The 24,083-nt window shown below is 64.8% G+C and carries 20 protein-coding genes; 6 read left to right on the top strand and 14 right to left on the bottom strand.

Features of this window, described 5'->3' with window-relative positions:
- Positions 1-24: 24 nt before the first annotated feature.
- The 5 genes from VEC01_RS10620 to VEC01_RS10600 all read right to left on the bottom strand — a co-directional run bounded on the left by VEC01_RS10620 (position 25) and on the right by VEC01_RS10600 (position 5,394).
- The gene (locus VEC01_RS10620; protein WP_324900787.1) at positions 25-1,020 is read right to left on the bottom strand and encodes an NADP-dependent oxidoreductase; all 996 of its coding nucleotides are present in this window, start codon (positions 1,018-1,020) and stop codon (positions 25-27) included.
- Positions 1,021-1,047: 27 nt separating this feature from the next.
- Positions 1,048-1,482: a PaaI family thioesterase gene (locus VEC01_RS10615; protein ID WP_324900786.1), complete on the bottom strand. Its 435-nt coding sequence runs from the start codon at positions 1,480-1,482 to the stop codon at positions 1,048-1,050.
- Entirely contained in the window at positions 1,482-2,267 is a 786-nt protein-coding gene (locus VEC01_RS10610; protein WP_324900785.1) for an SDR family oxidoreductase, read from the bottom strand. The genes VEC01_RS10615 and VEC01_RS10610 overlap by 1 nt, the downstream gene beginning before the upstream one ends.
- Before the next feature lie 23 nt (positions 2,268-2,290).
- Entirely contained in the window at positions 2,291-4,105 is a 1,815-nt protein-coding gene (locus VEC01_RS10605; protein ID WP_324900784.1) for an acyl-CoA dehydrogenase, read from the bottom strand.
- A gap of 110 nt (positions 4,106-4,215) precedes the next feature.
- Positions 4,216-5,394 (bottom strand): acetyl-CoA C-acyltransferase, encoded by a 1,179-nt coding sequence (locus VEC01_RS10600; protein ID WP_324900783.1) that lies wholly within the window; start codon positions 5,392-5,394, stop codon positions 4,216-4,218.
- Positions 5,395-5,719: 325 nt separating this feature from the next.
- Here VEC01_RS10600 and VEC01_RS10595 point away from each other — a divergent pair, with 325 nt between their 5' ends.
- From VEC01_RS10595 to VEC01_RS10585, 3 genes are all read left to right on the top strand, one after another.
- Complete coding sequence (locus VEC01_RS10595; protein WP_324900782.1) at positions 5,720-7,384, top strand: MFS transporter; 1,665 nt, start codon at positions 5,720-5,722, stop codon at positions 7,382-7,384.
- Between the two features lie 180 nt (positions 7,385-7,564).
- Positions 7,565-8,035, top strand: coding sequence for a host attachment protein (locus VEC01_RS10590; protein WP_324900781.1), 471 nt, complete (start codon positions 7,565-7,567; stop codon positions 8,033-8,035).
- Between the two features lie 123 nt (positions 8,036-8,158).
- Positions 8,159-9,805: an FAD-dependent oxidoreductase gene (locus VEC01_RS10585; protein WP_324900780.1), complete on the top strand. Its 1,647-nt coding sequence runs from the start codon at positions 8,159-8,161 to the stop codon at positions 9,803-9,805.
- Positions 9,806-9,827: 22 nt separating this feature from the next.
- On the opposite strand, the gene VEC01_RS10580 is transcribed toward VEC01_RS10585, so the two are convergent.
- Genes VEC01_RS10580 through VEC01_RS10570 form a run of 3 tightly spaced genes read right to left on the bottom strand, consistent with a single transcriptional unit; the run spans position 9,828 to position 13,150 of the window.
- Complete coding sequence (locus tag VEC01_RS10580) at positions 9,828-10,100, bottom strand: hypothetical protein (protein WP_324900779.1); 273 nt, start codon at positions 10,098-10,100, stop codon at positions 9,828-9,830.
- A 3-nt stretch (positions 10,101-10,103) separates the two neighbouring features.
- Positions 10,104-10,703 carry a cytochrome c oxidase subunit 3 family protein gene (locus tag VEC01_RS10575; RefSeq protein WP_324900778.1) on the bottom strand — a complete coding sequence of 200 codons (600 nt, stop codon included), beginning with the start codon at positions 10,701-10,703 and terminating at the stop codon, positions 10,104-10,106.
- Positions 10,704-10,717: 14 nt separating this feature from the next.
- The gene (locus tag VEC01_RS10570) at positions 10,718-13,150 is read right to left on the bottom strand and encodes a penicillin acylase family protein (RefSeq protein WP_324900777.1); all 2,433 of its coding nucleotides are present in this window, start codon (positions 13,148-13,150) and stop codon (positions 10,718-10,720) included.
- Between the two features lie 174 nt (positions 13,151-13,324).
- Between VEC01_RS10570 and nadB the strand changes: the two genes are divergently transcribed.
- Positions 13,325-14,926, top strand: coding sequence for an L-aspartate oxidase (gene nadB, locus VEC01_RS10565; RefSeq protein WP_324900776.1), 1,602 nt, complete (start codon positions 13,325-13,327; stop codon positions 14,924-14,926).
- A gap of 300 nt (positions 14,927-15,226) precedes the next feature.
- Here nadB and nadC read toward each other — a convergent pair whose 3' ends face one another.
- Together nadC and nadA are read right to left on the bottom strand one after the other, a co-directional pair.
- Entirely contained in the window at positions 15,227-16,093 is an 867-nt protein-coding gene (gene nadC / locus VEC01_RS10560; RefSeq protein ID WP_324900775.1) for a carboxylating nicotinate-nucleotide diphosphorylase, read from the bottom strand.
- Positions 16,090-17,229, bottom strand: a complete 1,140-nt coding sequence (gene nadA / locus VEC01_RS10555; protein WP_324900774.1) for a quinolinate synthase NadA — start codon at positions 17,227-17,229, stop codon at positions 16,090-16,092. Before nadA ends, nadC begins: the two co-directional genes overlap by 4 nt.
- Positions 17,230-17,609: 380 nt before the next feature.
- Here nadA and VEC01_RS10550 point away from each other — a divergent pair, with 380 nt between their 5' ends.
- Positions 17,610-18,146 carry a hypothetical protein gene (locus tag VEC01_RS10550; protein WP_324900773.1) on the top strand — a complete coding sequence of 179 codons (537 nt, stop codon included), beginning with the start codon at positions 17,610-17,612 and terminating at the stop codon, positions 18,144-18,146.
- A 55-nt stretch (positions 18,147-18,201) separates the two neighbouring features.
- On the opposite strand, the gene VEC01_RS10545 is transcribed toward VEC01_RS10550, so the two are convergent.
- From VEC01_RS10545 to VEC01_RS10530, 4 genes are all read right to left on the bottom strand, one after another.
- Entirely contained in the window at positions 18,202-19,800 is a 1,599-nt protein-coding gene (locus VEC01_RS10545; RefSeq protein ID WP_324900772.1) for an ABC-F family ATPase, read from the bottom strand.
- Between the two features lie 93 nt (positions 19,801-19,893).
- Positions 19,894-20,523, bottom strand: coding sequence for a 2-dehydro-3-deoxy-6-phosphogalactonate aldolase (locus VEC01_RS10540; RefSeq protein WP_324900771.1), 630 nt, complete (start codon positions 20,521-20,523; stop codon positions 19,894-19,896).
- Between the two features lie 9 nt (positions 20,524-20,532).
- Entirely contained in the window at positions 20,533-21,441 is a 909-nt protein-coding gene (locus VEC01_RS10535; protein ID WP_324900770.1) for a 2-dehydro-3-deoxygalactonokinase, read from the bottom strand.
- 23 nt (positions 21,442-21,464) lie between these two features.
- Positions 21,465-22,250 carry an SDR family oxidoreductase gene (locus VEC01_RS10530; RefSeq protein ID WP_324900769.1) on the bottom strand — a complete coding sequence of 262 codons (786 nt, stop codon included), beginning with the start codon at positions 22,248-22,250 and terminating at the stop codon, positions 21,465-21,467.
- 110 nt (positions 22,251-22,360) lie between these two features.
- Here VEC01_RS10530 and araD point away from each other — a divergent pair, with 110 nt between their 5' ends.
- Complete coding sequence (gene araD, locus VEC01_RS10525; protein WP_324900768.1) at positions 22,361-24,079, top strand: L-arabinonate dehydratase; 1,719 nt, start codon at positions 22,361-22,363, stop codon at positions 24,077-24,079.
- The last annotated feature ends 4 nt before the right edge of the window (positions 24,080-24,083 follow it).

Here is a 24,083-nt window from a genome sequence, read left to right as displayed (position 1 = left end):
TACGGTCCTTTATGACCGCGCCGATCAGATCAGCTTGACCAGCTGCTTGCCGAAGTTTTTCCCCTTCAGCATGCCGATGAAGGCTTCCGGCGCCGCTTCCAGTCCCTGCGCGACCGACTCGCGGAACTTCAGCTTGCCGCCCGCGACCAGCTCGCGGAGCTCCTTCAGGCCCTGCGGCCACAGATCCATGTGCTCGGACACGATGAAGCCGCGCAGCGTCAGGCGCATCGTCAGCAGGTAGCGCATGTTGTAGACCGGCATCGGATCGCCGTCGTAGCCGGCGATCATGCCGCACAATGCAACGCGGCCGAACGGGTTCATGCGCGCCAGGCAGGCGTCGAAGATCTCGCCGCCGACGTTCTCGAACAGGCCGTCGATGCCGTCCGGCGTCGCCTGCGCCAGGTTCTCCTTCAGGTTGCCGGCCTTGTAGTCGACGCAGGCGTCGAAGCCGAGCTCGTTGACCACGTAGTCGCACTTCTCCTTGCCGCCGGCAATCCCGACCGCGCGGCAGCCGCGCAGCTTCGCCAGCTGGCCGACCACGCTGCCGACCGCGCCGCTGGCAGCCGATACCACCACCGTTTCGCCTTCCTTCGGCTGGTTGATCTGGGTCAGCCCGTACCATGCCGTCATGCCCGGCATGCCGACAGCGCCGAGGTAGGCGGACAGCGGGACATCGGTGGTATCGAGCCGGACCAGGCCGCCGCCCTGGGACACGCCCATCTCCGACCAGCCGAACATGCCGCGCACCTTGTCGCCCGCCGCGAACTTCGGATTCTTCGATTCCACCACTTCGCCCACCGTGCCGCCGACCATGGTGTCGCCGATCGCCTGGGGCGCCGCGTAACTCTTCACGTCCTCCATGCGCATGCGCATGTAGGGGTCGAGCGACAGGTAATGGTTGCGCACCAGCAGTTCGCCCTCCTTCAGCGCCGGCACCGGCACTTCCTCCAGCCGGAAGTTTTGCGGAACCACATGCCCCTGCGGACGGGACGCCAGCACTACCCGTTTGTACGTTGCCATCGTTTCCTCGCTATTCTCTTGATCGGTTTATTCGTGTTCCAGCTTCTTCGCGACATCCAGCCGCTTCAGGTACTTGAAGGTGCCCATTGCCTTGGCCACCAGCTTGTCGCCGTTCCAGACTTCGCCCTCGCAGAAGCACATCGTCTTCGAACGGTGGAACGCCTTGCCCTTGGCGATGATGCGCCCGCCGGCATGGCCGCCGGGCTGCAGGAAGCTGGTCTTCATCTCGACCGTCACGCCGCCGCGGGCATCGGGGTCGAGCGAGCGCCCGGCCATCGACATCGCGACGTCCAGCAGGGTCATCGTGATGCCGCCGTGCGTGACCATCCAGCTGTTCATGTGACGGTGCTCCAGGTTCAGCGCGACCTGCGCCTCGCCGTTCCCCATGCTGAGGAATTCGACGCCGAGGTCGTGCAGGAACGGAATCTCCGCCGGGAAGGGCTGCGGCTTGCCGGTGTCCATCAATGAACGGCCGACACGCCGCCGTCCACTGCGAGGATCTGGCCGGTGATGTGCTTGGCGGCGTCGGACGCGAACAGCAGCGCCGCGCCCTTCAGGTCCTCGTCGTCGCCGATGCGCTGCAGCGGCGCGCGCCGCGCCAGGTTGTCGGCGCCGAAGTTTTCCAGCACGCCCTTGGTCATCTTCGACGGGAAGAAGCCGGGCGCGAGCGCGTTGACGGTGATGCCGTACCTGCCCCATTCGCCGGCCAGCGTGCGGGTGAAATTCACCACCGCGCCCTTGGACGTGTTGTAGGCAACGGTTTGCATGCCTTCCGGGCCGTTGCCCGACAGGCCGGCAATCGACGCGACATTGATGATGCGGCCGTACTTGTTCGGAATCATCGACGCCTTGCCCACTGCCTGCGACAGCAGGAAGATGCTGCGGATGTTCAGGTTCATCACCTTGTCCCAGGCTTCCAGCGGATAGTCCTCCGCCGGGGCGCCCCAGGTGGCGCCGGCATTGTTGACCAGGATGTCGATCCGGCCGAGGCGCTGCATTGCCTCCGTCACCAGCGGCTCCACCGCGGCTTCCTTCGACAGGTCGGCGGCGATCGCGCTCGCCTCGATGCCGCGCGATTTCAGGTGCGCCACCGCCTCGTCGAGGTCGGCCTGCTTGCGCGAGGACAGCACCAGCTTCGCGCCCTGCTCGCCCAGCGCCTCGGCGATCTGCAGGCCGAGGCCGCGCGAGCCGCCGGTCACCAGGGCGGTCTTGCCGCTGAGGTCGAACAATTCCTTGATGGTACGCATATCGTCTCCTTGTATGTGCTTATTCAGAACCAGGCGTCCTGCATGTCCAGCGTCGTGGTGTCGATGCTCTCCAGCAGGTCGAGCTGGGGCTGCACCTTCGGCAGCTCCCAGTTGAAGAAGTACGCGCAGGCCTGCAGCTTGCCGCGGTAGAAGTCGGCGTCGTGGCCGTCCTTGCCGGTCGCCACCAGCGCCTGCTCCAGCCAGACCCAGGCCACCACCGCGTGGCCAAACGCCTCCAGGTACACCGACGCATTGGCCAGCGTCTTGTTCAGGTCGCCCGCCGCGTACAGCGCCTGCGTCACCGTCGCAATGCGCTGCAGCACGAAGCCGAGCGCCTTTGCGTATCCGGCCAGCTGGGGCACCTCCATCGCCCTGGCGATGGTCTTCTGCACTTCCGCGCCGAGCAGCTTGAACGCGGCGCCGCCCTGCATCGTCACCTTGCGGCCGAGCAGGTCCAGGCCCTGGATGCCGTGCGTGCCTTCATGGATGGGATTGAGCCGGTTGTCGCGGTAGAACTGCTCGACATTGTATTCCCGCGTATAGCCGTAGCCGCCATGCACCTGGATCGCCAGATTGTTGGCTTCCAGGCACCATTGCGACGGCCAGGACTTGGCGATGGGCGTCAGGATGTCGAGCAGGAGCGTCGCGTTGCGGCGCGCCTCTTCCGTCTCGGCGGTGCGCTCCTCGTCGACCAGTCGCGCGCAGTACAGGTTCAGCGCCAGGCCGCCCTCGACATACGCCTTCTGCGCCAGCAGCATGCGCTTGACGTCGGTGTGTCCGATGATCGGGATCTGCGGCTGCGCCGCATCCTTGTTCATCGGATGCCGCCCCTGCGGCCGTTCGCGCGCATAGTCCAGCGCGTGCAGGTAGCCGGTGTAGCCGAGCATCACCGCGCCGAGGCCGACGCCGATGCGCGCCTCGTTCATCATGTGGAACATATTGGCCAGGCCTTTGTGCTTCTCGCCGACCAGGTAGCCGACCGCGCCTGCCTTGCCGCCCGGCTTGTACTTGCCCTCGCCGAAGTTGAGCAGGCAGTTGGTCGTGCCGCGGTAGCCCATCTTGTGGTTCAGGCCGGCCAGCACCACGTCGTTGCGCTCGCCGAGCGAGCCGTCCGGGTTGACCAGTTTCTTCGGCACGATGAACAGCGAGATGCCCTTCACGCCCGGGATCAGCTTGCCGTTCTCATCGGGAATCTTGGCCAGCACCAGGTGCACGATGTTTTCCGACAGCTCGTGTTCGCCGGCGGAAATCCACATCTTGTTGCCCTTGAGCCGGTAGCTGCCATCTTCCTGCGGCTCGGCGCGGGTGACGATGTCCGACAGCGAGGAACCGGCCTGCGGCTCGGACAGGCACATGGTGCCGAAGAAGCGGCCTTCCATCATCGGCTTGACGAAGGTATCGATCTGCTCCGGCGTGCCGCACTTGAGCAGGGTGTTCGCATTGCCGATGGTCAGGAAGGGATAGGAAGAGGTGCCGACATTGGCGCCCTTGAAGTAGGCGAATCCGGCTTTTTCGATCACGCAGGGCAGCTGCATGCCGCCGAAATCGTAGTCCTGGCCGGCCGCCATCAGGCCGGCGTCGCAGAAGGCCTTCAATGCGGCCTTCACTTCCGGGATGATATGCACCGTCTCGCCGTCGAAATGCGGCTCTTCCTGGTCGTTCTTCTTGTTGTGCGGCGCGAACAGGTCGGAGGCGATCTGCTCGCAGGTATCCATCGCGGCGTTGAAGGTTTCGCGCGAGTGGTCGGCGTAGCGCGCGCGCCTGGTCAGCTCCTCGGCCTTCAGCCATTCATACAGGATGAAGTCGAGGTCGCGGCGGGAGACGATCTTGGATTGCATGCTGTTTCTCCTTGCGTGCGGGTCCGTCGCCGCACGCAGCTGTGAGCGATGTCAGGACGCCCGGCGGCGCCCGGGAACGAACGCGGGCGCATGCCGCGCCCGCGATCACCTTACACGACTTCGAACAGGCCGGCCGCGCCCTGGCCGCCGCCGATGCACATCGTCACGACGACATACCTGGCGCCGCGGCGCTTGCCTTCGATCAGCGCGTGCCCGGTCAGGCGGGCACCGGAAACGCCGTAGGGATGGCCGACCGCGATCGCGCCGCCGTTCACGTTCAGGCGGTCCATCGGGATGCCCAGCTTGTCGGCGCAGTACAGCACCTGGACCGCGAACGCCTCGTTCAGCTCCCACAGGCCGATGTCTTCCACCTTCAGGCCGGTCTTCTTCAGCAGCTTCGGAATCGCGAACACCGGACCGATGCCCATTTCATCCGGCTCGCAGCCGGCGATCGCAAAGCCGCGGAAGATGCCCAGCGGCTGCAGCCCCTTCTGCTCGGCGACCTTGCTGTTCATGACGATCGCCACCGAGGCGCCGTCGGAGAACTGGCTGGCATTGCCGGCGGAGATCACGCCGCCCGGAATCGCGGTACGGATCTTGGACACGGCTTCCAGCGTGGTGTCGGCGCGGATGCCTTCATCGGCGGCAATCGTGACTTCCTTCGTCATCAGCATGCCGCTTTCCTTGTCGGCCACGCCCATGATGGTCGTCATCGGCACGATCTCGTCATTGAACTTGCCGGCGGCCAGCGCGGCGGCGGCGCGCTGCTGGCTCTGCACGCCGTACTCGTCCTGGCGCTCCTTCGGAATGCTGTAACGCTTGGCGACGGTTTCCGCGGTCTGCAGCATCGGCCAGTAGATTTCCGGCTTGTTCTGGGTCAGCCAGGTCTCGGCGATCATGTGACGGTTCGCTTCATTCTGCACGCAGGAAATCGACTCGACGCCGCCGGCGGCATAGATGTCGCCTTCGCCGGCGATGACGCGCTGCGCCGCGGTTGCGATCGTCTGCAGGCCGGACGAACAGAAACGGTTGATCGTCATGCCGGCGGTGGTCACCGGGCAGCCGGCGCGGATCGCGATCTGGCGCGCGATGTTGCTGCCGGTCGCACCCTCGGGGGTGGCGCAGCCGATGATCACGTCTTCCACTTCGGCCGCATCGATCTTCGCGCGCTCGATTGCGGCTTTCAGCACATGGCCGCCCATGGTCGCACCGTGGGTCATGTTGAATGCTCCCTTCCAGGACTTGGCGAGGCCGGTGCGGGCGGTGGAAACGATGACGGCGTCAGTCATTTGAGGCTCCTTGTATGAATTGGTCGACGTCCCGGGCGGTGCGAGGACGATTCGTTATGGCTTCTTACGGGTCGGGAATTGCAACGAAATTCGAGAATATCACATTTTTAGCACGATCGTTCGTAATTGTTATGACCATCTTTTTGCGGCTGCCGTCCCTTCCTTTTCATAGGAGAAATTGCATAAAAGCCATTGTCATGGTTGTAAGGTTTTGTAAGTTTCGAGCAAGCGTGCCGTAAGGTTCGCGTCGCACACTCCAAGCGTGCAATCAATGGGCAAAATGTCTTTGCACATTCATATTAATTAAGAGTTTGAGGAGATCCACATGGCGACAGTACAGACGACGGCTGCTCGCGGTATGACGGCGGAAGAGCGGAAAGTCATTTTCGCGTCTTCCCTGGGTACCGTGTTCGAATGGTATGACTTTTACCTATACGGCTCGCTCGCAGCAATTATCGCGAAGCAGTTCTTCGCGGGCACCGACCCGAACACCGCGTTCATTTTCGCGCTGCTGGCTTTCGCGGCGGGCTTCATCGTCCGTCCGTTCGGCGCCATCGTGTTCGGCCGCCTCGGCGACATGATCGGTCGCAAGTACACCTTCCTGGTGACCATCCTGATCATGGGTATCTCCACGTTCATCGTGGGCCTGCTGCCCAACTATGCGTCGATCGGCATTGCGGCTCCGATCATCCTGATCTGCCTTCGTATTCTCCAGGGCCTCGCGCTCGGCGGCGAATACGGCGGCGCGGCGACCTACGTTGCCGAACACGCTCCGCACGGCAAGCGCGGCGCCTACACCGCATGGATCCAGACCACCGCTACCCTCGGCCTGTTCCTGTCCCTGATGGTGATTCTGGGCACCCGTACCGCCATCGGCGAAGCCGCGTTCGCCGACTGGGGCTGGCGCATCCCGTTCCTGGTCTCCGTGTTCCTGCTGGCAATCTCGGTGTGGATCCGCTTGTCCATGAACGAATCCCCGGCTTTCGCGAAGATGAAGGCTGAAGGCAAGACCTCCAAGGCACCGCTGACCGAGTCCTTCGGCAAGTGGAACAACCTGAAGATCGTTATCCTGGCGCTCGTCGGCTTGACCGCCGGCCAGGCAGTGGTCTGGTACACGGGTCAGTTCTATGCCCTGTTCTTCCTGACGCAGACGCTGAAGGTCGACGGCGCAACGGCCAACCTGCTGATCGCGGCATCGCTGGTGATCGGTACCCCGTTCTTCATCGTGTTCGGTTCCCTGTCCGACAAGATCGGCCGCAAGCCGATCATCCTCGGCGGCTGCCTGATCGCAGCAGCGACCTACTTCCCGATCTTCAACGCGCTGACCCACTACGCCAATCCGCAGCTGGAACAGGCGATCAAGACCGCACCGGTGGTGGTTACTGCAGATCCGGATGACTGCCAATTCCAGTTCAACCCGACCGGCACCAAGAAGTTCACCTCTTCCTGCGATATCGTGAAGGCAAAGCTGGCTGCCGCATCGGTGAACTACACCAATGAACCCGCCCCGCCCGGCACCCCGGCTGTCGTCAAGGTCGGCGACAAGGTGATCGCGTCCTATAACGCGGCCGCGCTGCCGAAGGACGAGGCTGCTGCGAAGGACAAGGCTTTCTCCAAGGAACTGGCTGACGCGATCAAGGCTGCAGGCTATCCGACCAAGGCTGATCCGGCCCAGATGAACAAGGGCATGGTCCTGCTGCTGCTGGTCATCCTGGTGCTCTACGTGACCATGGTCTACGGCCCGATCGCCGCGATGCTGGTGGAGCTGTTCCCGACCCGCATCCGCTACACCTCGATGTCCCTGCCCTACCACATCGGTAACGGCTGGTTCGGCGGCCTGCTGCCGACGACCTCGTTCGCACTCGTTGCTTACAAGGGCGACATCTACTACGGCCTCTGGTACCCGATCATCATCGCGATGATCACCTTCGTGATCGGCCTGCTGTTCGTGAAGGAAACCAAGGATCGCGACATCTACGCGAACGACTAACCGTCTAATCGTCCCAGGCCTACCTTCCGGTAATCCTGGTTTTGAAGCCGCCAGCAACCCTGGCGGCTTTTTTTATGCATTTGAGAAATAACACATCCCGCATCCCTGCCCCGGCGCCTGCGGAACGTTTCCCGCCGTTTGCACATCGAAGCTTTTTGCCAAGGTTTTACGGGGATGAACATGCAAGCAACGTGGATTCTTTCAGCAAATGCCAGCCGCGCAAGATTCTTTGCGCAAGACCAGTCGTCCGACTCCCTCGAGGAAGTCAACGACATGGTGAACGAATCGGCGCGCATGCGCCGGCTCGACGCCGGCGAGACCGACAAGATCGGCCCGACATCGGGCACCAAGAGCATCCATAACACCGGCGGCGCGACGCCGAACAAGCTCTACGAGCCGCCGCAGACGCCCGACGCGCACCAGGCGGAACTGTTTGCGCGCGACATCGCCGCCTTCCTGCTGCAGGCATACCAGGAGGGCCGCTTCCAGCAACTCTCGCTGGTGGTGTCGCCGCAATTCCTCGGCCTGCTCAGAAAGCTGCTGGACCCGCGGCTGGAGTCGGTCGTGAGCCTGGAAATCAACAAGGACTACACCCAGTTCGGCCCCGACCAGCTGCTCGAACAAGTCAAGAGCTACAAGCTCAAGCACTGAGCGGCCGCATGCGGCCCCGGGCGGGCGGGAACCGCGCCCGGGATGCGGCGTCCCGAACTTATGCACATCGCCGGGCGGGCCGGTCCGATGTGCGCGTGAATTGCCAATTCGAAAGGGTGAGCCATGTCTGAGGCGACGGATGCAACACATGCGACAGCAGTAACCGGTACGACACACGCGGCCACCAACGGCGCGTCGACCTCGGTCTGGATGGCGACGGCGACCGTACCCGAGTTTCCGCCACTGGCGGGCGACCTGGTGACGGATGTGTGCGTGGTCGGCGCCGGTATCGCCGGCCTGAGCACCGCCTACCTGCTGGCCAGGGAAGGCCGGGAAGTGGTGCTGATCGATGCGCTCGGCATCGGCGCCGGCGAAACCGGACGTACGACCGCGCATTTCTTCCCGCCGGACGAGTGGTATGTTGACGTCGAGAAGGGATTCGGCGCGGACAAGGCCCGGCTGGTCGCAGAAAGCTTTGCCGCGGCCACGAACCTGGTGGAGTCCATCGTGCGCGACGAGCGCATCGATTGCGAATTCGAGCGCCTGGACGGCTACCTGTACGCGCTGCCGGGCAACGGCTTCAAGGAGCTCGACAAGGAACTCGCGGCGGCCGGCCGCGCCGGCGTCGACGTGCAACCGCTCGACCGCGTCCCCGGCCTGAGCTTCGATACCGGCCCGTGCATCCGTTATGCCCGGCAGGCGCAGTTCCATCCGCTGAAGTACCTGGCCGGGCTTGCACAGGCCTTCGTCGCGCGCGGCGGCAGGATCTACGGCCGCACGCGGGCAATATCCGTCGACGGCGACGACAGCCGGCAGGTCGTCGCCACGCTGAACGGCAGTATAGCGGCGAACGCGGTCGTGGTCGCCACCAACACGCCGTTCAACGACCGCGTCGTGATGCATACCAAGCAGGCCGGTTACCGTTCCTATGTGATCGGGGTGCGCGTGCCGAAAGGCTCGGTGCCGCGCATCCTGCTGTGGGACACCGGCGATCCGTACTATTACATCCGGCTTGAAACGCCCGATCCCGCGGCGGACCACGAGATCCTCGTCGTCGGCGGCGCCGACCACAAGGTCGGCGAGGACACCCATCCGCAGCATCGCTACGATGAAATCGAACAGTGGGTGCGCGAGCGCTTCCCGATGGCGCAGGCGGTGGAATACCGCTGGTCGGGCGAGATCATGGAGCCGTCCGACGGTCCGGCCTACCTCGGGCGCAATCCGATGGACAACAAGAATGTCTACATCATCACCGGCGACTCCGGCAACGGCATGACCCATACCACGATCGGCGCGATCATCGTGACCGACCAGATCATGGGACGCGCCAATCCCTGGCAATCAGTGTACGACCCGTCGCGCAAGGTGAAACACGGCATTTCCGACTTCGTCGTCGAACAGGCCGACACGCTATCGCGCTACGGCGAATGGGTGACCGGCGGTGAAGTCGATTCGGTGCAGGAGATCGCGGCCGGCGAAGGCGCGATCCTGCGCGACGGCACCCGCAAGCTGGCGGTGTACCGGGATGAACAGGGCGGATTGCACGCGGTCTCGGCGAAATGCACCCATCTCGGATGCGTGGTCCACTGGAATTCCGCGGAACGATCCTGGGATTGCCCCTGCCATGGCTCCCGCTTCGATACCGAGGGCGAGGTGCTGCACGGACCGGCCGCCACGGCACTGGCGGTCGTCGGCCTCGATCCGGATATCGTGCCCTCCGCCGCGGGCCAGGACAACCAGGCGCGCCGCGGTCCCCCGCCGGTCAGCTGAGCCGCGCGCCCGGCGACCGGCGTCACCGGTCCAGGGCCGCGCTCAGCAGCAGCGCCAGCGGCGCGAAGGCGATGAAAATCCGCAGCAGCCAGCCGATGAAGGGATGGATGTCGCGCGACTCGAGAAACACGCGCGCCACCACCATCCCTTTCACCCAGATGAGCGCCGCGACCAGCAGCGGCATCCAGCGCGCGTGGCCAAAGGACGCACCAAGCAGCAGGCTGATGCCGGTGAGCGCCAGCAGCACCGCCCAGGCCTGCAGGTGCAGCGGTTTTTTTTCGGCGGCGGTCTTCATGATTCAGGCCAGGACATAAAAAAGCGGAAAAATCGCGAGCCAGATGATGTCGGTCGCATGCCAGTAGCTGGCCATCGCCTCGAGGCCGTCATGCTGCTCCGGCGTATAGGCGTTCATCGACATGCGCGCCAGCACCCAGCCCATGCCGAGGATGCCCCAGCAGGCATGGACCATGTGGTTGAAGGTCAGGTAATAGTAGACGGTGTAGAAGATGCCCGCGCGGCCGTCGATGCCGTGCGCCAGGTTCCAGTCGATCTCCAGCAGCTTGACCACCGGGTAGCCGAGCGCGGTGACGATCGCCGCCACCATCCATAAGCGCGACCGTTGCGGATTCCCCTGCTTCATCGACGCCACCGCGCAGGCGATGAAAAAACTGCTGGTCACCATCAGCACGGTGTTGATCGCGCCGCCGGTGGTCCAGATCTGTTCCGGGCCGCTGCGGAAGGCATCGGGATAGTTGTAGCGGGCGACGAAGTACACGACGAACATCAGCGCGAACTCGACGAATTCGCAGGTGATGCCCACCCAGATCCCCTTGTTCCCGGGAATGCGGCCGGCCGCGGCCGGGGCCTGCGCGGGAAAGGTTGCGGCTTCCATCATCATTCGTATCCCTGCCGTCAAGGCGCCAGCGTCAGCATGCCGAGCCGGCCTTGTTCCACGTCCTCGCGCCTGGTCTTCATCGGCACGTAGTCGACCTCCGCCCAGCGCCGGCTGAAACTGCGGTACAGCGGCGACAGCACGTTGCCGGACTGTCCGGTCGAATGGATGAAGCGCGAATTCTCCAGGTTGGCCAGGTCGTACAGCGCGCGCAGGCTGGCCGCATGCCGGTTCGCGAACGGCATCGCCTCGTCGCGCAGGTTATGGCGGCCGACGTTGACGGTGAAGGTGTCGCCGGGCGACGGCACGCGGATATCGAACACTCTGGCCAGCGCATCCACCTTCGCGAACGGCCGGTGCTCCGAGCGCGCGAAGTGCGCCTCGCCCCAGCGCCAGGCCGACATGTCGGCGCCGTAGCGCTGCTCGAGATCGGCCAGCGCCGCCTCGAGCGACGCCGACAGCACCTCTTCGCAGGTCTGCTTCCTGCCCTTGACCTGCACAGTCGCGTCGGCGCACCACCTGCCCTGCCCGTCCCGGTTCATCAGTACGTTGACGGTGGACAGGTGGGTATTGCGCTGTTCCCAGTAATCCTTCATCAGCGCCTCGCCGAGCTCATCGGTGAAGATCTGGCGCGCGGCCATACGCATCCAGGCGTTGTAGATCAGCGGCTCCGCGCGCTGCATCTCCATCTCGCCGTTCCAGCCGGCGAGCATCGCCAGCGCCGCCTTCGCCCGCTCCGAGCGCGGCACAGCCTTGCGCAGCACCGGCAGGATTTCCTGCGCGGCAAGCGACACATGGTCTTTCTGGATCGCCGCGAAGCTGGCGAGGTCGTGCTTCGGCTTCGCATCCAGCAACGCATCGATGCGCCGCGCGCGGTACGGCAGGGTCCACTCGCTGGTAAGGAAATGCGGATAATCCGCCTCGACGATCTTGTGGTTCGCCGTCATGATCCGCTGCGATGCCGGATTGTACTTCTGCGGCAGCTGCTCGAACGGGATGAAGCCGGCCCAGTCGTAGCGCGCATCCCAGCCCGGCGCCGGCGCCAGTCCCTTCAGGTCGTTTTCCGGCTTGCGCACCGGGACGCGGCCCGGTGCGACAAACCCGATGTTGCCGTCGACATCCGCATACACGATGCTCTGCTGCGGCGAGCCGAAGTCCCGCGCGGCGTCGAGAAACTGCTGCCAGTTCTGCGCGCCGTTGAACCGCATGCCGGCCTGCAGCGTCAGGTCGTCCGGCCGCAGTGCGGTCCAGGCGAAGGCCACCACATATCGGTTTGCGTCCAGCGCCGCCTTTTCCACGATCGGCAGCGCCCCGGTGATCACCGGCCCGTGCCGCGTCTCGCGCACTTCGATGGTGACGTCGGGCTGCCCCTTGACCTTGATGGTTTCGTTGCGCACCGTGAATTCCGCCCAGCCGTCCGGCGTCTGGTAGCGCCGCTTGTCTTCCGGGTGAAGGCGCTCGATGTACAGGTCCTGCACGTCCGGCGCGGTATTGGTGAAACCCCAGGCGATGCGGTCGTTGCGGCCGAGCACAACCGACGGAAGGCCGGGCAGCGTCGCGCCGATCACGTTCAGGCCGGGCGCCGACAGGTGCGCGAAGTACCACAGTGCAGGCGCCGCCAGGCCGAGATGCGGATCGTTGGCCAGCAGCGGCTTGCCGGTCTCCGACAGCGCGCCCGACACCACCCAGTTGTTCGATCCCATGCCATCCACATACGAAGGCGGCGCAATCGCCGCCACCCTGCCCAGCTGCCGGGCGGTGCCCGAGAGTTCCCGGTACAGCGTCGTAAAGTCCTGCGTCGGCAGCGCCTGCTCGCCGGGATATGGCGCGAGGAACTCGCCGATCTGCGCCAGCGACAGGCGCTGCGCCAGCCGCATGCGCAGCATTTCCTGTGTCCAGTTCGCGCCGAGGTCCCAGGCCATTATGGTTTGCCAGCCGATCGAATCGACCGGTTGCCAGGGCGCAGGCGCCGGTGCGCCGGTCAGCAGGAATTCCGGCGGCAGCGGCCCGCTGCGATTGTCGAGCCAGGCATTCACGCCGCGCGCATAGGCATCGAGGGCGGCACGGGTTTCCGGAGCGAGCGCGGCGAGGATGCGTTCTGCATTGCGCCGCACGCCGAGGGTGCGCAGGAAACGGTCGGCATCGAGCGCATTCGGGCCGAGGATTTCCGCCATCCGGCCGGCCGGGATGCGCCGGTTCAGCTCGAGCTGCCACAGGCGGTCCTGCGCGTGCACGAAGCCGAGCGCGAAATAGGCGTCGTCGGTGGACCTGGCATAAATATGCGGGATGCCCTCGGCGTCGCGCACGATGTCGACCGGGCCGCCAAGCCCCTTCAGGGTGATCTTTCCGTCAATCTGCGGCTGGCTTGCAGCGCGGTACCAGAGCGCCGCCGCGATCGCTGCCAGCACCAGAACGGCAACAAGCAGGGCAACTTTTTTCAATATCCCAGTCATACGGTGAAGAAGTCCGGAGGCGAAAACTTGTTGAGGTTACCACAGCGGCGGCGAACGCTTTCCGGGACGCCAGCAGGGATTTCCCGTCGCTGCCCGCCAAACAACCATTGGACAGGATTGCCAGGTGATAAGATGTCGCTTCGTGTAATGACAACGCAGTCGAATTCCTATCTTATGAAATTTGATGTCGCCATCGTCGGCAGCGGCCTGGCCGGTCTGTCGGTCGCCCTGCACCTCGCGCAGACGCGCAAAGTCGTCGTGGTTTCCAAGCGCAGCCTGCTCGACGGCGCAAGCAACTGGGCGCAAGGCGGCATTGCCGCCGTGCTGGATTCCAACGACAGCCATGAGCAGCACATTGCCGACACGCTGGTCGCCGGCGCCGGCCTGTGCGACGAAGGCGCCACCCGCACGATCGTCGAAAACAGCCGCGCGGCGATCGAGTGGCTGATCGAGCAAGGCGTGCCCTTCACCCGCGATCCGGCTGCCGAACTCGGCTACCACCTGACGCGGGAAGGCGGCCACAGCCAGCGCCGCATCATCCACGCCGCCGACGCCACCGGCCACGCGGTGCAGGTCACGCTGGAGCAGAAGGCGCGCGCCCATCCGAACATCACGGTGCTGGAGCATCACTTCGCGATCGACGTGATCCGCTCCGACAAGGTCGATCCGCACGCCGGCTCGCCTTACTGCGCGGGACTTTACGTACAGGACGTCCACAGCGGCGAGGTGATGACGCTGGCGGCCGATCACACGGTGCTGGCCACCGGCGGCGCCGGCAAGGTCTACCTGTACACGACGAACCCGGACACCGCGACCGGCGACGGCATCGCCATGGCATGGCGCGCCGGATGCCGCGTGGCCAACATGGAATTCGTCCAGTTCCATCCGACCTGCCTGTACCATCCGTACGCGAAATCCTTCCTGATCAGCGAAGCGGTGCGCGGCGAAGGCGGCGTGCTCAAGCTGCCGGCGGAAGCCGGCGCGGCCGCCGGCAAGCGCTTCATGCCGGCGCACGACGAGCGCGCCGAACTGGCGCCGCGCGACGTGGTCGCGCGGGCGATCGACTTCGAAATGAAGAAGCGCGGCCTGGATTATGTGGACCTGGACATCAGCCACCAGCCGCCGGAATTCCTGAAGGAGCACTTCCCGACCATCTATTCGCGCTGCCTGGAGCTCGGCATCGACATCACGCGCCAGCCGATCCCGGTGGTGCCGGCCGCGCATTACACCTGCGGCGGCGTGGTTACCGACATGGCGGGACGCACCGACCTGCCGGGCTTGTACGCGGTCGGGGAAACCGCCTATACCGGCCTGCACGGCGCCAATCGCCTGGCCAGCAACTCGCTGCTCGAATGCCTGGTGCTCGGCCGCGCCGCGGCGAAACACATCGAACTGCAGCCGAAGCCGCAGCCTATCCCCCTGCCCGCCTGGGATGAAAGCCGCGTCACGGATGCCGACGAGGAAGTGGTGATCGCGCACAACTGGGACGAGCTGCGGCGCTTCATGTGGAATTACGTGGGCATCGTGCGCACCACCAAGCGCCTGGAGCGGGCGCAGCACCGGATCGGCCTGCTGCGCGAGGAGATTTACGAATACTATTCGCATTTCCGCATCACGCGCGACTTGCTGGAACTGCGCAACCTGGTCGACGTCGCGTCGATGATCGTGGAAAGCGCGCTGTCGCGCCGCGAAAGCCGCGGGCTGCACTTCAGCCAGGATTTCCCTGAAACCCTGCCCAAGGCGCTGCCGACGGTATTGTCGCCGCCGCAGCGCTAAGGCGCCCGCGTGCCTGCAAAATAACGCAGGGTGGGCAAATCGTGGCGAGACCCGCCGGCAACCGTCCGCAGAGCGCGTGGCGGGTTTCGCTGGCGCTCAACCCGCCCTACGGTCCTTTACATTTGTCTGGACGGTCTGCTCCGCCCCGAATTTGTAGGGTGGGTGGGGTCGCCGAGGTAGAGCGAAGCGAAATCCACCGAGTGCTCGAGACACGGGGATGGCCGGTTTCGCTGCACTCTACCTCGGCGCCCCCCACCCTACTACGCCCCCGGCGGCGCCTGCCGCCGCGAAACGCGGTATTCAGCCGACGATGCGCAGCGAATAGTCGGTCGCCCGCACGTCCTTGGTCAGGCTGCCGATCGAAATGCGGTCGACGCCGGTTTCCGCGATCGCGCGCACCGTCGTCATGTTCACGCCGCCGGAAGCCTCGAGCAGCGCGCGGCCGTCGTTGATGGTCACCGCTTCGCGCATCATCTCGGGCGTGAAATTGTCGAGCAGGATGGACTTCGCGTCCGCCGCCAGCGCCTCCACCAGCTCCGCGATGCTTTCCACTTCGACCTGGATCGATACGCCGGCCTTGAGCGCCTGCGCGGTGCGCAGCGCGGCGGTGATGCCGCCGGCCGCGGCAATGTGGTTTTCCTTGATCAGGATGCCGTCGTACAGCGCCAGCCGCTGGTTCTTGCCGCCGCCCACGCGTACCGCGTATTTCTGGGCCAGGCGCAGGCCGGGCAGCGTCTTGCGGGTATCGAGCACCGACGCGCGGGTGCCGCGCACCACGTCCGCATACTGACGGGTCACTGTCGCCACACCGGACAGCAGTTGCAGGAAATTGAGCGCGGTGCGTTCCGCCGTAAGCAGCGCGCGCGCCGGCGCCTCGATTCCGCAGACTTCGCTGTCGGCGCTCATCGACGCGCCTTCCGCGAAGCGCCACTCGATGCGGATGCGCGGATCGAGCTGCTTCATCACGCCTTCGAACCACGGCGCGCCGCACAGTACCGCCGCCTCGCGCACGATCACCCGCGCCTTGACCCAATCGTTTTCCGGCACCAGCAGACCGGTGAGATCGCCGCTGCCGACGTCTTCGGCCAGCGCGGCGCGGATGTTTTCCTCGAAGGCGGCGGCCAGCGCCGGGTCGAAGGGGGCAAACGGGTTCTGTAAGGTGCTCATGCGGGTCCGATTCCTGCAAACAGTTTTTGTTCTTTGGCCAGGTCGCCCCCCGGCCGCACATTTGCCTTGCGCGCGGCGGCGAACGCCAGCATGCGGTCGATGCAGACCCAGGCCTTGCGCCCGACTTCCGGATCGACATGGATCTCGTTGGCGCCGGTTTCCAGCACCTCGGCCAGGTTCTGCAGGCCGTTCATCGCCATCCACGGGCAATGCGCGCAGCTCTTGCAGGTGGCGCTGTTGCCGGCGGTCGGCGCGTCGATGAAGCGCTTGCCCGGCGCGGCCATGCGCATCTTGTGCAGGATGCCGTTGTCGGTGGCGACGATGAACTCGTCTGCGTCGAGCGTCCGCGCGGCGGCGATCAGCTGCGAGGTGGAGCCGACCACGTCGGCCTGCGCCACGACTGCTTCCGGCGATTCCGGATGCACCAGCACCTTGGCCTTGGGATGGTCGCGGCGCAGCAGTTCCAGCTCGATGCCCTTGAATTCGTCGTGCACCAGGCAGGACCCCTGCCACAGCAGCATGTCGGCCCCGGTCTTCTTCTGGATGTAGCCGCCGAGGTGCTTGTCCGGGGCCCACAGGATCTTCTTGCCCTGCGCATGCAGGTGCTCGACGATCTCCAGCCCGATCGACGAGGTCACCATCCAGTCGGCGCGCGCCTTCACCGCCGCGCTGGTATTGGCGTACACCACGACGGTACGGTCCGGATGCGCGTCGCAGAATGCCGCGAATTCATCGGCCGGGCAGCCTAGGTCGAGCGAGCAGGTCGCATCGAGGTCGGGCATCAGGATGGTTTTTTCCGGGCTGAGGATCTTGGCAGTCTCGCCCATGAATTTCACGCCGGCGACGACCAGGGTCTTGGCCGGGTGATCGCGCCCGAAGCGCGCCATCTCCAGGGAATCGGAAACGCAGCCGCCGGTTTCCTCCGCCAGGTCCTGCAGATCGGCGTCGACGTAGTAGTGCGCCACCAGCACCGCCTGCTTTTCCTTCAGCAGGCGCTTGATGCGCTCCTTGAGCGCCAGTTTTTCCTCGGGGGTGGGCGCCAGGGGCACCCGTGCCCAGGCATTCGCAACGCAGCTGGTGCCCGCGTCCATTTGCGGGCGTTCGAATTCGACGGTCTTGATGGGTTGGATCTGCATGGTAGTAAAAACGCCAATCTGGCGGAAACGCGGCGCCCGGAGCGCAAAAAGTGGAGTATGCCCGATATTGCAGAACTGGGGGTTTGGCGACAATTTTCAAGCGACGCGGAGGGACAATGGCGCCGGTTTCCCTACCCGCGGCCCGGCCCTATTATCCGCTTTTCTCATTTGCTAATAGCGATTTTGTATTTACGTTCTGAAAATTCGATAGCATACTGCCTTACGGAAAATCCAAAAAAGCCGGCGTAACAGCGATCGCAGGTATTGCCATAAAAGCAAAAACTGCCGGCAGGGCTCCTCGAGACAGATACCAGAGAACACCACATCGGCTCAGGGCAGGAAAATGTAAGCAGCGCGTTTTCGAATGGGAAGCAACGCCTATGACGCATCGCATTTTCGACAAGACCGACAAGGGGCGGGAGGAAATCGCCACGCGCAAGTACAAGGTCAGCCCGCGGCTGCGAAGCCTCCTCGTCATGATCGACGGCAAGCAGAGCGCCGACGAGCTGCTGAAGAAAGTGTCCGGACTCGGCCTGACTGCCGATAACCTCGCGGAACTGTCGGCCGGCGGCTTCATCCAGGAAGTCGCGCTTCCGGAGCCGGCCGCGCCGGTGCCGGACGACACCGCGGCAGCTGCGCCGGTAAGCGGCCAATCATCGTACCAGGCGATCTACCAGTTCTACACCGAAACGATCAAGACCACCATCGGCCTGCGCGGCTATGCGTTGCAGCTCAAGGTGGAAAAAGCCGCCTCGGTCGACGACCTGCGCGAACTGCGCGCCCCCTACCTCGAAGCGGTGCTCAAGGCCAAGGGCAACGAAGTGGCACGCAGCCTGCGCAGCCGCCTCGACCAGCTGCTGCAACAGGCGGGCACGGCGCCGGATTCCACGGCGGCAGGCGCAACGGTATCCCGGTAAGTCCCGCGCCGAAACGAACAACGCAGCAGCGTCCGCCCTGCTGCGTTTTTCATTGCTACTCGATGCCCTGGCTGGTCAGGTATTCCTCGTAGCCGCCGTGGAAATCGATGATTTCGCCATCCCGGATTTCGAGGATGCGCGTGGCCAGCGACGACACGAACTCGCGGTCATGCGACACGAAGATCAGCGTGCCGGCATACTTGTCGAGCGCGATGTTGAGCGACTCGATCGACTCCATGTCCATGTGGTTGGTCGGCTCGTCCATCAGCAGGACATTGTGCCGGCCGAGCATCAGCTTGCCGTACATCATCCGGCCCTTCTCGCCGCCCGACAGCACCTTCACCGATTTCCTCACGTCGTCGCCGGAAAACAGCAGCCGGCCGAGGATGGAGCGCACCGCCTGGTCGTCGTCGCCCTCCTTCGTCCATTGCCCCATCCAGTCGGTCAGGTTCTTGTCGATGGCGAATTCCTCGGTCGGATCCTGCGGCATGTAACCGACGCTGGCGTTTTCCGCCCACTTCGACATGCCCGCGTCCGGCTTCATGCTGCAGAAGTCGCCGCCGATACTGCGCAGCAGCGTGGTCTTGCCCGCGCCGTTGGCGCCGATGATCGCGATCTTTTCGCCGGCTTCCACCAGGATGCTGAAGTTCTTGAAGATCGTGCGGTCGTAGGATTTCGACAGGCCTTCCACTTCGACTGCCTGGCGGTGCAGCTTCTTCTCGCCTTCGAAGCGGATGTAGGGTTCCTGCCGGGAGGACGGCTTGACGTCCTCCACCTTGATCTTCTCGATCTGCTTCGCGCGCGAGGTTGCCTGGCGGGCCTTGGACTTGTTGGCCGAGAAGCGGCGCACGAATTCCTGCAGTTCCGCCACCCGCTCCTTGGCCTTGGCATTCGCGGCGAGGACCTGGGCGCGCGCCTGCGAAGACGCCAGCATGTAGTCGTCGTAGTTGCCGGGGTAGATCTTCAGCGTGCCGTAATCCATGTCGGCCATGTGCGTGCAGACCTGGTTCAGGAAGTGGCGGTCGTGCGAAATGATGATCATCGTGGAGTTGCGCTCGTTGAGCACGTCCTCCAGCCAGCGGATGGTATTGATGTCGAGGTTGTTGGTCGGCTCGTCCAGCAGCAGGATGTCGGGATTGGAGAACAGCGCCTGCGCCAGCAGCACGCGCAGCTTCCAGCCGGGTGCGATATTGCTCATCGGCCCCTGGTGCTGCTCCAGCGGAATGCCCACGCCCAGCAGCAGTTCGCCGGCGCGAGCCTCGGCGGTGTAGCCGTCGTATTCGGCGAACTTCGCTTCCAGGTCGGCCGCGCGCATGTAGTCCTCGTCGGTCGCGTCCGGATTGGCGTAGATCGCGTCGCGTTCCGCCATCGCCGCCCACATTTCGGTGTGCCCCATCATGACCACGTCGAGCACGCGCATCTCTTCATACGCGAACTGGTCCTGGCGCAGCTTGCCGAGGCGCTCGTTGGGATCGAGCATGACGGTGCCGGAGCTCGGCTCCAGATCGCCGCCGAGGATCTTCATGAAGGTGGACTTGCCGCAGCCGTTGGCGCCGATCAGGCCGTAGCGGTTGCCATCGCCGAATTTGACGGAGATGTTTTCGAACAGCGGCTTCGGGCCGAACTGCATCGTGATGTTTGCGGTGGAAAGCACGGGTAAAACCTTTTTGCGGAAAATTCAGGATAACCCGTTATTTTACCAGTCCGCAGCACCGCCAACGCAGATGGCGGCGATATTCGGCCTCAGTTATCGTTCGTGCAAGAGGTTGCGCCGCGCGGCCATGAAGGCGTCGGCCGCCCGCTTCAGCGCTGCCTCGTCGATGCGCGGGAAGTACAGCGCGCCGCCGATGCCGAAGCCGGTGGCGCCGGCTGCCACATAGGTGGCCATGTTATGCGGCTGGATCCCGCCCACCGGGAACAGCGGCGTGTCGACCGGCAGCACCGACCGCAGCGCCTTCACCGCGGCCGGGCTGATCATCTCCGCCGGGAACAGCTTCAGGCCGTGCGCCCCGGCGGCGAGTGCGCCGAAGGCCTCGGTCGGCGTCGCCACGCCCGGCAGCGCGATCATGCCATGCGACGCCGCGTGGCTGATCACGTCCGGCGCGTAGTGCGGCGACACGATGAGACGGCCGCCGGCGTCCTTCACCGTCTCCACGTCCTGCACCGAGAGTACCGTGCCGGCGCCGACCAGTGCGTCGTCCGGCGCGATGCGCAGCAAGGCATGCATCGCGTCGATCGCCCCCGGGCGGTTCAGCGGCACTTCCAGCATGCGAAAGCCGGCATCGAACAGGATGCGCCCCACCGCCGGCGCCTCGGATGGCGTGAGCCCGCGCAGGATCGCCACCAATGGGCAAGGGGAAGGTTTGAACAGGTCCATGATATGCCTCTAGCCAGGGAGGTTGAACAGCGCGCGCAGCGCGGCGACATACACGCCGTCCGGCTGCCAGGCGCGCGCGGGGATGCCGAGCAGCTCGAGCGCGCTCAGGTAACGCGAGGACAACGCGGCGCTGCCGACCACCTGCACCGGCGAAGTCATGGCACCGGCGCCGCGGCGCAGGACCTCGTGCATTTCGGTGCCGATCAGCAGGCCGGACAGGTAGGATGCGGTGTGCGCCGCAGGCATCATGTCGGCCACGACCAGCGCCCGGCAGCAGAACGCGGTATGCGTGAAGCCGCCGTGGCGCGCCGCTTCCAGTCCGGCGGCGAAGGCCTCGGGCACCGACTCCCTGGCGCCCATCACCTTGGACAGCGTGCCGTGCTCGGACATCAGCGCATACAGCTCGCCCGTCATGAAGGTGCTGAACTCGGCGATCCTGCCCGCTTCCACGCGCACCCATTTGCTGTGCGTGCCGGGCAGCAGGAACCAGCCGTCCGGCGCGCCCAGCGCCAGCGCGCCGAACACCTGGGTTTCCTCGCCGCGCATGACGTCCGGCAGGCCGTGCGGGTCGACATACCGGTATCCCGGCACCACGCGCACACGCACGCCGGGAATCGAGGTCCCGATTTCCGTCATCGCCTGCGCCAGTTGCGCGACCGGCCGGTCGGTGGACAGGTAAGGCGCTTCGCGCCAGCCGTTGCGGCTGCCCACCATGCCCGACATCACGATGTCCGCGCGCTCGATCTCGAGCGCGTCGAGCAGGTTCTTCAGCGAGCCTTCGAAGTCGCCGGCGACATGCAGGATGCCTTCATGGTCGTCATGCTGCCGCACCAGTCCGCCCTGTTCGTCGAGCAGGTAGGCGCGCCGATTGCTGGTCCCCCAGTCGATGCCCATCAGAGTTGTGGCTTGTTGCGTCATGTTGCGCCCTGTCGCTAAGAAAATCAGGCCCAGCCGCCGTCGACGATGAATTCCTGCGCGCTGCACATCTTCGCGTCGTCGGAAGCGAGGAACAGCACCATGCGCGCGATATCGTCCGGCATCAGGCGGCCTTTCAGGCACTGGCTGCGGTCGATCAGCTTTTCGCCCTCCTCGTCGAGCCACATCGCGACCTGCTTCTCGGTCATCACCCAGCCGGGCGTGACGGTATTGACGCGGATGTTGAACTGCCCGAGATCGCGTGCGAGGCCCCGCGTCAGGCCGCTGACGGCGGACTTGGTCGTGGTGTAGACGGGATAGCCGCCGTTGGCGATATGCCAGCTGATCGAGCCGAGGTTGATGATGGCGCCGCCGCCGCGCCGCTTCATGCCGTCGATCACCGCTTGCGCGGCGAAAAACATCGGCCTCTGGTTGATCGCGATGCAGTTGTTCCAGAAATCGACCGTCACCTCTTCCGGCTTGTGCCGCTGGTCATTGCCGGCATTGTTGACCAGGACGTCGAAGTCGCCGACGCTGGCAGCGAGGGTGCGGATCGTGTCTTGCAGGGACGGAATGTCACGGATGTCGCAGCGGCGGAACACCGGCTTGTCCAGGCCCTGCTGCGCGAGCCTCTCGCATAGCGCGAGGCTGGGATCGACCGCGATGTCGATGAACGCCACCTTCGCCCCCTGCTCCGCGAATCCGGCGACGATCGCCTCGCCGATGCCCGACCCGCCGCCGGTCACGAATACGCGTTTTCCCTGCAGGCTGGGGTAACGTCCTGGCCCGCTGTTGCCGCCCTGTTCCGACATGATTTTTCTCCTGAACTTTCGAATCGACGACCAATCAATATTGATGCTGAGTCGAAACCTTCCCGCCCGCGGTTCAACCCGCCGTTCACATACTTTCCACGAGAATCCTTATGTCCATCCCCAAGAAACGTCGCAGCCAGGCATGGTTCGAAAAGCAGGATCGCGACGGCTTCGTGCATCGAAGCTGGACGCAGAAACCCGGCTACCTTCCGGACGCCTTCGACGGACGCCCGGTCATCGGCATCTGCAATACCTGGTCCGAATTAACGCCTTGCAACAGCCACTTCCGAGAGCTGGCCGAATTCGTCAAACGTGGTGTACTTGAGGCAGGAGGATTCCCGCTGGAGTTCCCGGTAATGTCGCTCGGGGAAACACAGCTGCGCCCGACCGCGATGCTGTTTCGCAACCTTGCCAGCATGGACGTGGAAGAGTCGATCCGCGGCAATCCGATCGATGGCGTCGTGCTGCTGATGGGCTGCGACAAGACCACGCCGGCGCTGATGATGGGTGCGGCAAGCTGCGGCCTGCCGACCATCGGCGTTTCCGGCGGCGCCATGCTGAACGGCAAGTTCCGCGGCAAGGACATCGGCTCCGGCACCGGCGTCTGGATGATGTCGGAAATGGTGCGCGGCGGCCTGATGACGCAGCAGGAATTCACCGACGCGGAAGCCTGCATGAACCGCTCTTCCGGCCATTGCATGACGATGGGCACCGCATCGACGATGGCCAGCATGGTCGAAGCGCTCGGAATGTCCCTGCCCGGCAATGCCGCGATCCCGGCCCCCGATACCCGCCGCAACCGCCTGGCGCAGATGAGCGGGCGGCGCATCGTGCAGATGGTCGAGGAAGACCTCGGAATGGAAAAGATCCTGACCCGTGAAGCTTTCGAGAACGCAATCCGGGTGAACGCCGCGATCGGCGGTTCGACCAACGCGGTGGTCCACCTGCTGGCGATCGCCGGCCGCATGGGCATCGAGCTGACGCTAGAGGACTGGGACCGCATCGGCAGCCAGATGCCCTGCCTGGTCAACCTGCAGCCGTCGGGGCATTACCTGATGGAAGATTTCTACTACGCCGGCGGCGTGCCGGCCGTCATGCGCGAGATCCGCGACCATCTGCATCTGAATGCGCTCACCGTCAACGGCCGGCCCCTTGGCCAGAACATCGAGGATGCGCCCTGCTACAACCGCGACGTGATCAAGACGATCGACGAGCCGTTCAAGGAGAAGGCGGGCATCGCGGTGCTCAAGGGGAACCTGGCGCCGAACGGCGCGGTGATCAAGCCCTCGGCGGCATCGCCGCACCTGCTCAAGCATCGCGGCCGCGCCGTGGTATTCGAATCGATCGAGGATTTCCGCGAACGCATCGACGACCCGGCACTGGACATCGACGAAAACTGCGTGATGGTGCTCAAGAATTGCGGGCCGCGCGGCTATCCCGGCATGGCCGAGGTCGGCAACATGCCCTTGCCAAGCAAGGTGCTGCGCAAGGGCATCACCGACATGGTACGCATCTCGGATGCGCGCATGAGCGGCACCGCTTACGGCACCGTGGTGCTGCATACGTCTCCCGAGGCGGCGGCCGGCGGACCGCTGGCGCTGGTTCGCAGCGGCGACATGATCCAGCTCGACGTCGGCGAGCGCAGCCTGCACCTCGAAGTCAGCGACGAGGAACTGGCGCGCCGCAGGGCCGAATGGGTGCCGCCCGAGATGCCGGCGCGCGGCTATGCGAAGCTGTATGTCGACCACGTGCAGCAGGCACACCTCGGCGCCGATCTCGATTTCCTGGTCGGCAAGAGCGGCGCCCCGGTTCCGCGCGAGTCGCATTGAACAT

Source organism: Noviherbaspirillum sp., assembly GCF_035627455.1.
GTDB lineage: Bacteria > Pseudomonadota > Gammaproteobacteria > Burkholderiales > Burkholderiaceae_D > Noviherbaspirillum.
This window is presented reverse-complemented; position numbering and strand designations above follow the sequence as displayed.

Excerpts from the sequence above, each read along its gene's own strand:
- VEC01_RS10620 (WP_324900787.1), bottom strand. The coding sequence starts at position 1,020 with ATGGCAACGTACAAACGGGTAGTGCTGGCGTCCCGTCCGCAGGGGCAT.
- VEC01_RS10615 (WP_324900786.1), bottom strand. The coding sequence starts at position 1,482 with ATGGACACCGGCAAGCCGCAGCCCTTCCCGGCGGAGATTCCGTTCCTG.
- VEC01_RS10610 (WP_324900785.1), bottom strand. The coding sequence starts at position 2,267 with ATGCGTACCATCAAGGAATTGTTCGACCTCAGCGGCAAGACCGCCCTG.
- VEC01_RS10605 (WP_324900784.1), bottom strand. The coding sequence starts at position 4,105 with ATGCAATCCAAGATCGTCTCCCGCCGCGACCTCGACTTCATCCTGTAT.
- VEC01_RS10600 (WP_324900783.1), bottom strand. The coding sequence starts at position 5,394 with ATGACTGACGCCGTCATCGTTTCCACCGCCCGCACCGGCCTCGCCAAG.
- VEC01_RS10595 (WP_324900782.1), top strand. The coding sequence starts at position 5,720 with ATGGCGACAGTACAGACGACGGCTGCTCGCGGTATGACGGCGGAAGAG.
- VEC01_RS10590 (WP_324900781.1), top strand. The coding sequence starts at position 7,565 with ATGCAAGCAACGTGGATTCTTTCAGCAAATGCCAGCCGCGCAAGATTC.
- VEC01_RS10585 (WP_324900780.1), top strand. The coding sequence starts at position 8,159 with ATGTCTGAGGCGACGGATGCAACACATGCGACAGCAGTAACCGGTACG.
- VEC01_RS10580 (WP_324900779.1), bottom strand. The coding sequence starts at position 10,100 with ATGAAGACCGCCGCCGAAAAAAAACCGCTGCACCTGCAGGCCTGGGCG.
- VEC01_RS10575 (WP_324900778.1), bottom strand. The coding sequence starts at position 10,703 with ATGATGATGGAAGCCGCAACCTTTCCCGCGCAGGCCCCGGCCGCGGCC.
- VEC01_RS10570 (WP_324900777.1), bottom strand. The coding sequence starts at position 13,150 with ATGACTGGGATATTGAAAAAAGTTGCCCTGCTTGTTGCCGTTCTGGTG.
- nadB (WP_324900776.1), top strand. The coding sequence starts at position 13,325 with ATGAAATTTGATGTCGCCATCGTCGGCAGCGGCCTGGCCGGTCTGTCG.
- nadC (WP_324900775.1), bottom strand. The coding sequence starts at position 16,093 with ATGAGCACCTTACAGAACCCGTTTGCCCCCTTCGACCCGGCGCTGGCC.
- nadA (WP_324900774.1), bottom strand. The coding sequence starts at position 17,229 with ATGCAGATCCAACCCATCAAGACCGTCGAATTCGAACGCCCGCAAATG.
- VEC01_RS10550 (WP_324900773.1), top strand. The coding sequence starts at position 17,610 with ATGACGCATCGCATTTTCGACAAGACCGACAAGGGGCGGGAGGAAATC.
- VEC01_RS10540 (WP_324900771.1), bottom strand. The coding sequence starts at position 20,523 with ATGGACCTGTTCAAACCTTCCCCTTGCCCATTGGTGGCGATCCTGCGC.
- VEC01_RS10535 (WP_324900770.1), bottom strand. The coding sequence starts at position 21,441 with ATGACGCAACAAGCCACAACTCTGATGGGCATCGACTGGGGGACCAGC.
- VEC01_RS10530 (WP_324900769.1), bottom strand. The coding sequence starts at position 22,250 with ATGTCGGAACAGGGCGGCAACAGCGGGCCAGGACGTTACCCCAGCCTG.
- araD (WP_324900768.1), top strand. The coding sequence starts at position 22,361 with ATGTCCATCCCCAAGAAACGTCGCAGCCAGGCATGGTTCGAAAAGCAG.